Raw genomic sequence first — 12,900 nt, 5'->3', positions numbered from 1 at the left:
TGGAATTAACCGGGTGCTTTCATAATATGTCTTTTTAAAATTATAAGTTAAATATTCAAGGTTCTACAAGGTAATACACACCGTAAACTATATACTAGGGTGTGATTAACATCTTTTTGCTATTTATATAACAATATGTGGTTGCCTTCCTTCTTATACCGGATACCACTTGTATATTCGATAGATTGAAGAACTGCTTCCAGGCTCTTGTTATCGTGTTCTCCGGAAATCAGATTGTTGAATTTACCGTTGGCAAATGTAATATGGCAATTGTACATTCGTTCCAGTTCTTTTGCCACGTCACGTATCGGAGTACTGTTGAAACGCAGACCGCCTTTTTTCCATATGGCTACCGGACGCTCTTCCCGTCGTTTGCTGTATTCGCCCGAAATGGTATTGATAAGTACCTGCTCTTTGCCTTTTAACCGCATCATCGCTTCCGGCAAATCTACCTGCACCTTTCCGCTTTCCACTTCTACAGAAACGATTTCATCAGAAGAATAGGATTTTATATCAAAGCAGGTTCCTAGTACACGTACATCGAAACGGCGGGTACTGACAATGAAAGGTTGTTCTTCATTTCTGTGTACCTGAAAATATCCTTCACCTTCCAGTACTATTTTACGCTCTTCTCCTGTGAAATTATTCGGATACCGGACATGTGAGCAGGAATTTAGTGTTAGTTGGGTGCCGTCGGGCAGAAGAAGTTGTTTTCGTTCGCCATAAGATGTTGAGGCTTCCAGATAGATAATCTGTTGTTCATTCAGATGTTCCAGATAATGAATTCCGCTCAGTACCAGGCAAACGATTGCTGCAGTGCTGGCGGTAACAACTGCGATACGATGGAACCAAGTACGTTTTTTATGTTCTATGTGTTTCAATAATTGACGTGCCTCTCGTTTATAGTGTTCACGTTCAAGATCTGTATAAGGTTGCTGTGTGGCGGTTTCTTCCCAGACATCGGAAGACAACTCATTGAGTGTTTCATGATTATCCGGGTCGTGCAGGCTGTTCAGTAGTTGCCGGGCATCCTCTGTTGTATAGAGATCGTCCAGATAACGGCGATATAGTTTTTTATTATTTTCTGTATTCTTCATATTCTGTTATTTAGAATTCGGGTATATCTTAATTTCCCCTTTGTATAATTAGTACACAAAGAAAAAGAATGTCTAGGGTATAGTTAACTTCCTTTAACTGTATATGCCGTTAGAAACCATCTCCCGCTAAAGATTGAGGCAGATAAGAAGTAAAATTAGGTCAGTGCCGGTAACAGAGTGTTTTTCTAAATACGTACGAAGCGAACGCAAAGAAGATGAGATATGTTCTTGTACCGTATTGACAGAAATCTCCAATGCTTCTGCTATTTCTTTATGAGACATTTGTTTCTCACGGCTCATTTCGAATATTTCTCGCTGGCGGGAAGTCAGTTGTTCCAGTGCATGAGATATAAGTCTCTGTAAATCATTGGCAATGATTTCATTGTTCGTCTCATTACTGTAGTCTATAGCTTGTGAAAGGATTTGCTCTTTCAGTCGGTCTTCGCTTGCCAGTTCGCGCAAATGGTTTAGAATCCGATTGCGCATGATTGTATATAAATAAGAAGAAAAAGATGTGTTGGGATTAATAAAACGACGACTTTCCCAAATCGTAGTGAAGGCGTCCTGAAAGATATCCTCTGCGTATTCGCGTGATTTGAGAAAACGCATCGCAAAATATATCAGGCGATTTTTATAAGCCGCATAAAGTTCACAGAATGCATCTTCATCTCCGGCTATCAGGCGGATGACAAGCGAACGTTCATTACCGGGAATATTTGTTGCGCACATATAGCATTTTAGGTTTCAATTCACAAAGGGATTGTTAGAATGTCACAAACGTACGTAAAATCCGGGAAATAAAAAAGGAAAGAAGTCGCTAATCTTTTTCAGATTTATTTCAGTATCATGATTTTTCTTTGTCGGAGATTATTTATTATCTTTGCAACTTTAACCCGATAATCAATGAGTAGAATAATATTAAATACTAAGATTTGGCTGTTTGTGTTGTTGTTTGGAATGTCGTTTCCCGCATGGGCACAAAGTGATGATTTCAATACATGGACTAAATTTAAGGTAAATTATAAGATAGATTCTCGTTTCTCGGTTTCAGGCGATTTGGAATTACGTATGAAGGATGATGTAAGTCGATTAGATCGTTGGGGACTGACAGTTGGTGGAAGTTATCGCCCTTGTTCTTTTTTGAATCTGGGAGTGGGATATGAGACCCATCTTCGGAATTTGGGTGATTCAGACTGGAAGTTGAGACATCGCTATCATATATCTGCCACTGCCAACTTTCGTTATCAATGGTTGAAAGTGTCTTTGCGGGAGAGGTTTCAGCAGACTTTTGACCGTGGTGATTCTGAAACTCGTCTACGTTCTCGTTTGAAGTTATCCTATGCTCCTACAAAAGGAATCGTTTCTCCTTATTTTTCTGTTGAAATTTATCAAAGTCTGGATGATACCTCTTTTTGGAGAGCAGACCGTATGCGCTATCGTCCCGGAGTGGAGATTGCTTTAGCCAAACGTTGGTCATTGGATGCATTTTATTGTTATCAATATGCATCTTCGCAAGGCAGACACATTGCCGGAATAGAAGTGGGGTATTCTTTTTGAAATAAATGACGGATAGTAAATAATAACCAATGCTAATATAATAATGTGGAGTTCAGAATGTCTTGTTTTTGCATGTGTTATGTAAATGGCTGATTACGTGCTTTTTATATAAAAGATTAATCTTTTTAAAGGAAAATATTTCTTTTCTTAACTATAATCTGTACTTTCGCTTCCACATTTCAAACTGTAATGTGGGAATTTAAGATTCTACAGTTGCAACAGACGTGTTGTATGGTTTTTCATAACCGAAAGTGAATACTTCCTCTTATGGCATTCTTTCTGCTCAATCAAGAATTTCTTTTTTTGAACTAATAGAAAAACAAAATGAAAACATGCCATAACCTATTTGTGGGAGTAGGTTTTTTTATCCTTTGTTGTACTATGTTTACTGCTTGTGTAAACCATATTTCGGAGGAAGAAGGGGAAATCATTAATAATGGAGATATTCCGTTGAAGTTTGTAGCTGATATTCATGAGATTATGAATACTCGTGTAGTAAACAATAGTTTTGGAGAAAAAGATGAAGTGGGATTATTTGCACTTGCAGGAACTACTACAATGCAAGAAGAACGTTATGCAGATAATCTTCATTTTGTGCGTTCATCTACTGGTGAGTTTGTATCTGATGAGTCGGTTTACTATCCGGATGATGGAGTTACATTGAATTTAATCAGTTATTATCCATATCAGAATAGTGGAGTAGCAATGGGGGAAAGTTCCATGCAAGTGACCGTTGCAACAACTCAAGATAAACTGGATGATTATTCTCATTCTGATTTTCTAGTTGCTTCCAAAAAGGAAGTATTAGCCAGTAAAGATGCAGTTGCTTTGACTTACAATCACCAGTTTTTTCGTATGAAAATAGTCCTTGTCCCCGGAGAGGGAGAGAATATAGAAGAAATACTGTCTGTGAAACCTACACTTTCGGTGAGTGGCTTTTATACTAAGACCATTTATGATTTTCAGAAGAAAACATTCTCTGCCTATTCTGAAGAGAAAGATATTACTCCTGCAGGAGAATGGGAAATAAAAGACGGTCGACTAGTAGGAAAAGAGCTTATTTTGATTCCCCAAGAGGCGACTGTTGGGTATCAATACATAACATTGGAAGCTGCCGGCAAACTATATACCAGTTTATTACCATCCACTTTACAATTGGAAAGTGGAAAACAGAGAGAGTTGGAAATAACGTTTGTATCGGCCGAAGATATATTAATGAGTAAAGTGAACGGAGAAATCGGGGATTGGGATGGAACAGAAGTGGATCATACCGAATCGGGTATTTTGCATAAATACATAGATGTATCGAAGCTGACTTTTGAAAAATCGAATGTGTACAAAGTGATACATTCGGGAAAACAAGTAGCCGAAATATGTAAAGAGTATCTTGTTACTCCGGATTTTTCTTCTCAAGCGATTGTTGCCTATCCGATGAAAGAAGACGGTAGCGTTAATTTATCTCAAGGGATTGTAGCACAGTTATTAGGAAAATCAGGAAAAGTGAATGGTGGAAGTGTATCATGGAATATGGAAGATCATTCATTAACCTATGTGGATGGCACCTTATTGGCTCGTCATAATGTTTATGTGCTGGCAGACGGAACAATCTCCTTATCAGTAACACTGGCAGATGATGTGTTACCTGTTTTGGCACAGGAAGATATTGTTCGTGATGTTCGTGGAGGAGTCATCCATAATTATCCGTTAGTGAAGATCGGAACTCAATACTGGATGAGGAGTAATTTGGAGACATCTTTATATGTAAACGGTGATGCGCTCCCTAAATTGAATCAGGTAACAGCAAATATAGCCGGATATTTGCAATCTACTACAGAGCGTTATTTTTATACCGCTAATGTTGCGCTTTCCGGTAGGATCTTGCCAACTCACTGGAGTATACCGAATTGGGAAGACTGGAATATTTTAAAAGACTACTTGAAGGGGGAAGCTTCTTTGTTGAAGTCAGGGACCTGGTTGTCCCTGAAGACGGAAGAACAAGTGCAACCTGCAACTAATTTATCCGGTTTTAATGGTATTCCTGTAGGAATGTATGTAGGGGCTTTCCAAGCAGATTATGAGAACAAACATTTGGCATATTGGACATTGGACAATACAAATGCCACCATCGATACTAAGGTTTTCTACATGAAAAGTGATACGAATATCATAGAAGAATCTAATGCGGGTATTGATACGAAAGCTTTCGCTATTCGTTGTATTAGAAAGTAAATCAGTGAAAATTGCATCTCCTTTTCATAAATTGCTTATATTTGGGAAGTAAAACTAACTAAAAGAGAGAACTATGAAGAAGATAATAAATCCCTGGAAGGGTTTGGAAGGGTACAATTGTTTCGGTTGTGCTCCTAATAATGAAGCTGGAGTAAAAATGGAATTTTATGAGGATGGTGACGAAGTAGTGAGCATTTGGAAGCCACGTCCCGAGTATCAAGGCTGGATTGACACTTTGCATGGCGGTATTCAAGCAGTTTTGATGGATGAAATCTGTGCGTGGGTGGTGCTTCGTAAACTACAAACGACTGGAGTGACTTCGAAGATGGAAACCCGTTACCGAAAATCTGTTGATACCAAAGATTCTCATATAGTATTGCGCGCCTCTATTAAAGAAGTGAAGCGGAACATTGTCATTGTTGAAGCAAAATTATATAATGAGGATGGAGAAGTATGCACAGAATCGGTTTGTACCTACTTTACTTTCTCGAAAGAAAAGTCGAAAGACGAAATGCATTTTACGAAATGTGATGTAGAGCCGGAAGAGATATTGCCTTTAATTTGAAATAAAAACTCAAGTTTTTGTGATAAATGTTTGGTGGTTTCAAACAAATGCTTTACTTTTGTCGCAGTTAATAAAAGAAATATGAAATATACAACTACACATCATCATCATCATTTTCCTAACGAATAATCGGTGGGCGTGGATGATATTGTGTATAACTATATAAACGATAACTAAGGCTTGCCGAATACGGTAAGCCTTTTTTATTTCTCAACGCATATTATAATTAAAAATTAAATAAAGTTATGTTAAGAATCGCAGTACAAGCCAAAGGACGTCTCTTCGAAGAGACAATGGCACTTTTAGGAGAGTCGGATATTAAGTTGAGCACTACAAAACGTACCTTATTGGTGCAGTCTTCCAATTTCCCTATTGAAGTTCTATTCCTTCGTGATGATGATATCCCGCAGACAGTGGCTACCGGTGTGGCAGACTTGGGAATTGTTGGCGAAAACGAATTTATGGAAAAGGAAGAAGATGCGGAAATCATCAAACGTTTGGGATTCAGTAAGTGTCGCCTTTCATTGGCTATGCCGAAAGATATTGAATATCCCGGTTTGTCATGGTTTAACGGTAAGAAGATCGCTACTTCTTATCCGGTTATTCTTCGCAACTTCCTGAAGAAAAATGGTGTAAATGCTGAAATTCACGTGATTACCGGTTCCGTAGAAGTGTCTCCGGGAATTGGATTGGCTGATGCTATTTTTGATATTGTAAGCTCCGGTTCTACGTTGGTAAGTAACCGTTTGAAAGAAGTGGAAGTCGTAATGAAGTCGGAAGCATTGCTGATTGGCAACAAGAATATGAGCGACGAGAAAAAAGAAGTGCTCGAAGAACTGCTGTTCCGCATGAATGCAGTAAAAACAGCCGAAGATAAAAAATATGTATTGATGAATGCTCCGAAAGATAAACTGGAAGAAATCATTGCTGTATTGCCGGGTATGAAGAGTCCTACGGTGATGCCGTTAGCACAGGAAGGCTGGTGCTCTGTCCATACAGTACTTGATGAAAAACGTTTTTGGGAAATCATTGGAAAACTGAAAGGACTGGGAGCAGAAGGCATTTTAGTACTGCCAATTGAGAAGATGATTGTATAAATATATATATAGGCACAGATTTCACGGATTACACAGATAATGTAGTCGCTAATCCCAGATACCGTGTAACCCGTGAAATCCGTGCCTAATAAGATATAAACTATGAAATTGATTAAATATCCCTCAAAAGAACAGTGGACGGAACTTTTGAAACGTCCGGCACTGAATACGGAAAATTTGTTTGACACTGTTCGCTCTATTATAAATAAGGTAAGAGCAGAAGGTGACAAAGCCGTCTTGGAATATGAAGCTACTTTTGATAAAGTCACCTTGTCTGCGCTTGCTGTGACTCCTGAAGAGATACAGGTTGCCGGAACATTGGTAAGCGATGAACTGAAAGCAGCCATCTCCCTGGCAAAACAAAATATTGAAACCTTTCATGCTTCCCAACGTTTTATCGGAAAGAAGGTAGAAACAATGAACGGTGTGACTTGCTGGCAAAAATCGGTAGGAATCGAAAAAGTGGGATTGTATATTCCGGGTGGAACAGCACCACTTTTCTCAACTGTATTGATGTTGGCTGTTCCGGCTAAAATTGCAGGATGCAAGGAAATCGTACTTTGCACGCCTCCCGATAAGAATGGAAATATTCATCCGGCTATTCTTTTTGCTGCGCAACTGGCAGGTGTCAGTAAAATATTCAAGGCTGGTGGTGTGCAGGCTATTGCCGCTATGGCCTATGGAACGGAGAGTGTACCTAAAGTATATAAGATATTTGGTCCAGGTAATCAATATGTGACAGCTGCCAAACAGTTGGTAAGCCTGCGTGATGTAGCTATTGATATGCCTGCCGGTCCTTCTGAAGTCGAAGTTCTGGCTGATGCATCTGCCAACCCGGTTTTTGTAGCAGCAGATCTTTTGTCACAGGCAGAACACGGAATAGATAGTCAGGCTATATTGATTACTACTTCCGAGAAGCTTCAAACAGAAGTAATGGCGGAAGTAGAACGTCAATTAGCCGAATTGCCCCGTCGTGAAATTGCTGCAAAATCATTAGAGAATAGTAAACTGATTTTAGTAAAGGATTTGGATGAAGCATTGGAACTGACTAACGCATACGCGCCGGAACACTTAATAATAGAAACGGAAAACTACATGGAAGTAGCAGAGCGTGTAACAAATGCCGGTTCTGTTTTCCTTGGATCGTTAACTCCCGAAAGTGCCGGTGACTATGCTTCCGGAACAAATCATACCTTGCCTACCAACGGTTATGCCAAAGCATATAGCGGCGTCAGTCTGGATAGTTTTATCCGCAAGATTACGTTCCAGGAAATTCTTCCGGAAGGAATAAAAGCTATTGGTCCCGCTATTGAGGAGATGGCGGCTAACGAACATTTGGACGCGCATAAGAATGCGGTCACAGTTCGTCTCAAAGCAATTCAAAATTCATAACTTAAAATTTAAAGAAGTGAAAACATTACAAGAATTAACCCGGCCGAATATCTGGAAATTAAAGCCTTACTCTTCGGCACGTGATGAATATAAAGGAGTCACCGCTTCTGTTTTCCTGGATGCAAACGAAAATCCGTACAATACGCCTCACAACCGTTATCCGGACCCTATGCAGTGTGAACTGAAAACATTGTTGTCGAAAATTAAGAAAATATCTCCCGAACATATTTTTCTCGGAAACGGCAGTGATGAAGCCATCGACTTGGTCTTTCGTGCTTTTTGCGAACCGGGTAAAGATAATGTAGTAGCTATCGATCCTACCTATGGAATGTATCAGGTCTGTGCCGATGTAAACGATGTAGAATATCGGAAAGTTTTGTTGGATGATGACTTCCAGTTCTCTGCTGACAAATTGCTGGCAGCTACCGACGAGCATACCAAACTGATTTTCCTTTGTTCGCCTAATAATCCGACGGGAAATGATCTGCTTCGTTCCGAAATAGAAAAGATTCTTTGTCAGTTTGAAGGATTGGTAATGTTGGATGAGGCTTACAATGATTTTTCTAAAGCTCCGTCTTTCCTCGAAGAGTTGGATAAATATCCTAATCTCGTCGTATTTCAGACATTCTCCAAAGCCTGGGGATGTGCTGCTATCCGTTTGGGAATGGCTTTTGCTTCCAAAGAGATTATTGATATTCTTAGTAAAATCAAATATCCCTATAATGTCAACCAGTTGACTCAACAGCAAGCCATCGCCATGTTGCATAAACATTATGAGATAGAACGTTGGGTGAAAACTCTGAAGGAAGAACGTGACTATCTGGAAGCGGAATTTGAAAAGCTTCCATGTACCATTAAACTGTTTCCGTCTGATGCGAATTTCTTTTTGGCAAAAGTGACGGATGCCGTGAAAATCTACAATTATTTGGTAGGTGAAGGAATTATTGTGCGTAATCGCCATAACATTTCGCTTTGCTGCAACTGTTTGCGTGTGACTGTCGGTACCCGTGTAGAGAATAATACACTATTAGCCACCCTTAAAAAATACCCGGGATAATTTATGAAGAAGAAAGTATTATTTATAGATAGAGATGGTACGTTAGTGATCGAACCTCCTGTAGATTACCAACTCGACTCATTGGAGAAGTTGGAATTCTATCCGAAAGTATTTCGTAATTTAGGTTTTATCCGCAGCAAACTTGATTTTGAATTTGTGATGGTCACCAATCAGGATGGATTGGGTACATCTTCTTTCCCGGAAGAAACGTTTTGGCCTGCCCATAATCTGATGCTTAAAACATTGGAAGGAGAGGGGATTACTTTTGATGAGATTCTGATAGACCGTAGTTTCCCTGAAGATAATGCGCCCACCCGTAAACCACGTACCGGAATGTTGACGAAGTACCTAAATAATCCGGAATACGATCTTGCCGGAAGTTTTGTTATAGGCGACCGTCCTACGGATGTGGAACTTGCCAAAAATATGGGTTGCCGGGCAATCTATCTGCAAAATTCACCTGAAACCCTGAAAGAAAAAGGATTGGAAGAAGTCTGCGCCCTTGCAACGACCGACTGGGATCAGATAGCCGAATTCCTTTTTGCCGGAGAACGGAAAGCGGAAGTACGTCGTACAACAAAAGAAACAGATATTGATGTGACTTTGAACTTGGATGGAAACGGCGCTTGTGACATCTCTACCGGTCTTGGCTTTTTCGACCACATGCTCGAGCAGATTGGAAAACACTCCGGTATGGACTTGACAATCCGTGTGAAAGGAGATCTGGAGGTAGATGAACATCATACGATCGAAGATACTGCTATTGCATTAGGAGAATGTATTTACCAGGCTTTAGGTAGTAAACGTGGAATTGAGCGTTACGGCTATGCTTTACCAATGGATGATTGTCTTTGTCAGGTTTGTCTGGACTTTGGTGGTCGTCCCTGGCTGGTTTGGGATGCCGAATTCAAGCGTGAGAAGATAGGGGAGATGCCAACGGAAATGTTCCTTCATTTCTTTAAGTCACTAAGTGATGCGGCAAAAATGAATCTGAACATCAAGGCGGAAGGACAAAATGAACATCATAAGATAGAAGGTATTTTTAAAGCCCTTGCCCGTGCCTTGAAAATGGCAATCAAAAGAGATATCTATCATTTTGAACTTCCATCCAGCAAGGGAGTACTTTGATCTTTTTATAATAATAATATAGACTTATGCAGAAAAGAATCCTGTTGAGCCTACTTTTGGGAGTAATCTTCTCTATATCTATTTTTAGTCAGAATTTGAAAGTAGAGAAGATTACTCTTCCTGATAGTGAATTAACCAATCTGTACAAGATCGATTCGGGTGTATATCGTTCAGAGCAACCTTCGCATGAAGACTTTAAAGCTTTAGAAAAGTATGGTATTGGCGAAGCTCTCAATCTCCGTAATAGACATAGTGATGATGATGAAGCCGCAGGAACAAACGTAAAGCTTCATCGGGTAAAGACCAAAGCTCATTCCATCAATGAAGAACAGTTGATTGAAGCATTGCGTATTATAAAGAATCGTAAAGCGCCGATTGTTATCCATTGCCATCACGGATCAGATCGCACAGGAGCTGTTTGCGCACTTTATCGAGTGGTATTTCAGAATGTTTCAAAAGAAGACGCGATTCATGAAATGACTGAAGGCGGTTTTGGCTTTCATCGTATTTATAAAAATATCATTCGGAGGATTAAAGAAGCGGATATAGAGCAAATAAGAAGAAAAGTTATGTGTACAGAGGGATTTTAGTATGTAATTTTGTGCAGATACATGTCTTGCTAAAATGTTGTATCGAAGCTATGATGAGGCGTTATATTTTCTCAACTATTCTCACTGCTATGAGAAAAAATTCTCACTATAATGAGAAAATCTTCTCATAGTAATGAGTATTTTTTCTCATAGCAGTGAGAATAGTTTGATGTTTGTACTTCCCTATAAATTCTCTATTTCTTTAAGCCACATAGCTGAATTGGCATCACTAGGCATCCTCCAATCCCCCCGTGGACTAATAGAAATACTTCCAACTTTAGGGCCGTCCGGTAAGCAAGAACGTTTGAACTGCTGATTGAAGAAACGACGGAAGAAAGTGGAAAGCCATTTCTTGATGGTTTCTTCATCATACGTATCTTTGAATGTCGTTCTTGCCAAATAGAATATCTTGGAAGGCCGGAAGCCGAAACGTAAGAAATAATATAGGAAGAAGTCGTGCAGTTCATAAGGACCTACCAAATCTTCTGTTTTCTGTTTAATTTCTCCGTTCTCATCCGCCGGAATCAATTCCGGGCTAATAGGAGTGTCTACAATATCAAGCAAAGTAGCTTTCGAGTTTTCGTCCATACCGTTTTCTGCCACCCATTGTACTAAATATTTCACAAGTGTTTTGGGAACACTCGCATTTACCCCGTACATGGACATGTGATCGCCGTTGTAAGTAGCCCATCCCAATGCAAGTTCGGATAAATCCCCTGTGCCGATAACCATTCCCCAAGTCTGATTGGCCACATCCATTAGTATTTGTGTACGTTCGCGCGCTTGAGAATTTTCGTATGTAACGTCATGCACATTCACGTCATGTTCTATGTCTTTAAAATGCTGGATACAGGCATCTTTAATACTAATCTCACGGATGGATATACCTAATGATTTCATTAGATCAATGGCGTTATGGTAGGTGCGGTCGGTCGTACCAAAGCCCGGCATTGTGATTCCAAGAATACCTTTCCGGGACAATCCCAGTTTATCGAAAGTCTTCACGCAGACGAGCAGTGCCAGTGTTGAGTCTAATCCACCTGAAATACCAACTACGGCTGTTTTGGCTCCGGTGTGAACTAATCTTTGTGCTAGTCCGGCCACTTGGATAGAGAATACTTCTTCGCAATGTTCATTTAGCTCAATTCCTTGTGGTACAAAAGGATGGGCGTTGAACTTCCGGGTTAAGGTCAGTTCTTTGCTGTTGACAAATTCTGTTGCGATAGAAACCGCCTTCTTGTCTCCTAAATTTGCCTGATTAGCGGCGAAGGTAGTATTTATCCTGCGTTCTGCCCGGATGCGTTCCACATCAATTTCGCTGATAATCAGTTGCTCTTTCATACTGAAACGTTCGCTGCGTGCAAGCAGTGAACCGTTTTCATAAATCAGCCCATTACCGGCAAAAACCACATCGGTAGTAGATTCTCCAAAGCCACAAGACGAGAATACATATCCGGCAATACAACGTGCAGATTGTTGGCTGATGAGAGAACAAAGATAATTGTTTTTTCCAATGCCTTCATTATCAGCAGACATATTGAACAGAATCTCTGCCCCTTGCAGTGCCAGTGAGGAACTTGGAGGTATAGTAGACCAAAGGTCCTCGCATATCTCAATGCCAAAAGTCGTATCTGAAGTCTCAAAAAGCAGATTTGCACCTATGGGAACGATTTGTCCACACAGGCGTACGTTGTTTGTAGTCAACTGAAGCGCTGATGTGAACCAACGTTGTTCGTAGAATTCTTTATAATTCGGCAGATAGGTCTTGGCTGCAACTCCCAACACTTTCCCTTTCTGAATCACTACGGCTGCATTGATTACTGTCGAATTGACAACGACAGGCATGCCAACAATAGAAATGATATCTAATTGACGGGTGTTATTCAGAATTTGCATCAGCCCCATTTCTGCTTCTTCCAGCAAAAGTTGTTGTCCGAATAGGTCACCACAAGTATATCCGGTGATACTCATTTCCGGGAAAATAATGATCTGCACTCCTTTTCCTTCAGCCACTGTAATCAGACTTTCTATCTTCTCTACATTGAATTTACAGTCAGCCACTTTTACGTGTGGCACGGCTGCAGCTACTTTTACAAATCCGTAGTTCATCTTATACCTTATTTATATATAATGAGTGCAAAAATAGGAAATAGTTTTGAATAATTATCTTTTCTATATTGAATCCTCT

Annotated in this window: 11 protein-coding genes; 8 read left to right on the top strand and 3 right to left on the bottom strand. The window is 40.0% G+C overall.

The window, feature by feature from the left end:
• Positions 1-119: 119 nt before the first annotated feature.
• Positions 120-1,097 (bottom strand): FecR family protein, encoded by a 978-nt coding sequence (locus BSAG_RS01900; RefSeq protein WP_004315969.1) that lies wholly within the window; start codon positions 1,095-1,097, stop codon positions 120-122.
• Between the two features lie 126 nt (positions 1,098-1,223).
• Positions 1,224-1,826 (bottom strand): RNA polymerase sigma-70 factor, encoded by a 603-nt coding sequence (locus BSAG_RS01905; protein WP_004315968.1) that lies wholly within the window; start codon positions 1,824-1,826, stop codon positions 1,224-1,226.
• 174 nt (positions 1,827-2,000) lie between these two features.
• On the opposite strand from BSAG_RS01905, the gene BSAG_RS01910 reads away from it, so the two are divergent.
• From BSAG_RS01910 to BSAG_RS01945, 8 genes are all read left to right on the top strand, one after another.
• Positions 2,001-2,654, top strand: coding sequence for a DUF2490 domain-containing protein (locus BSAG_RS01910; protein ID WP_004315967.1), 654 nt, complete (start codon positions 2,001-2,003; stop codon positions 2,652-2,654).
• Positions 2,655-2,978: 324 nt separating this feature from the next.
• Complete coding sequence (locus BSAG_RS01915; protein WP_008018503.1) at positions 2,979-4,883, top strand: fimbrillin family protein; 1,905 nt, start codon at positions 2,979-2,981, stop codon at positions 4,881-4,883.
• Positions 4,884-4,956: 73 nt separating this feature from the next.
• Positions 4,957-5,448 (top strand): PaaI family thioesterase, encoded by a 492-nt coding sequence (locus BSAG_RS01920; protein ID WP_004310812.1) that lies wholly within the window; start codon positions 4,957-4,959, stop codon positions 5,446-5,448.
• Between the two features lie 245 nt (positions 5,449-5,693).
• Positions 5,694-6,545 (top strand): ATP phosphoribosyltransferase, encoded by an 852-nt coding sequence (hisG, locus tag BSAG_RS01925; RefSeq protein ID WP_004310813.1) that lies wholly within the window; start codon positions 5,694-5,696, stop codon positions 6,543-6,545.
• A 102-nt stretch (positions 6,546-6,647) separates the two neighbouring features.
• On the top strand, positions 6,648-7,937 hold the full coding sequence (gene hisD, locus BSAG_RS01930; RefSeq protein ID WP_004315965.1) for a histidinol dehydrogenase: 1,290 nt from the start codon (positions 6,648-6,650) through the stop codon (positions 7,935-7,937).
• Entirely contained in the window at positions 7,897-8,994 is a 1,098-nt protein-coding gene (gene hisC / locus BSAG_RS01935) for a histidinol-phosphate transaminase (protein WP_050427313.1), read from the top strand. The genes hisD and hisC overlap by 41 nt, the downstream gene beginning before the upstream one ends.
• A gap of 3 nt (positions 8,995-8,997) precedes the next feature.
• Complete coding sequence (gene hisB / locus BSAG_RS01940) at positions 8,998-10,122, top strand: bifunctional histidinol-phosphatase/imidazoleglycerol-phosphate dehydratase HisB (RefSeq protein WP_004315963.1); 1,125 nt, start codon at positions 8,998-9,000, stop codon at positions 10,120-10,122.
• A 26-nt stretch (positions 10,123-10,148) separates the two neighbouring features.
• Positions 10,149-10,712, top strand: coding sequence for a dual specificity protein phosphatase family protein (locus BSAG_RS01945; protein ID WP_004315962.1), 564 nt, complete (start codon positions 10,149-10,151; stop codon positions 10,710-10,712).
• Between the two features lie 183 nt (positions 10,713-10,895).
• Here the strand turns inward: BSAG_RS01945 and BSAG_RS01950 are convergent, their stop codons facing one another.
• Entirely contained in the window at positions 10,896-12,821 is a 1,926-nt protein-coding gene (locus tag BSAG_RS01950) for an NAD(+) synthase (protein WP_008018502.1), read from the bottom strand.
• Positions 12,822-12,900: the final 79 nt, after the last annotated feature.

It is taken from the genome of Bacteroides sp. D1, from assembly GCF_000157095.2.
Classification (GTDB): Bacteria; Bacteroidota; Bacteroidia; order Bacteroidales; family Bacteroidaceae; genus Bacteroides; species Bacteroides xylanisolvens.
The sequence above is the reverse complement of the archived record's forward strand: the minus strand, read 5'-3'. Positions and strand labels throughout refer to the sequence as shown.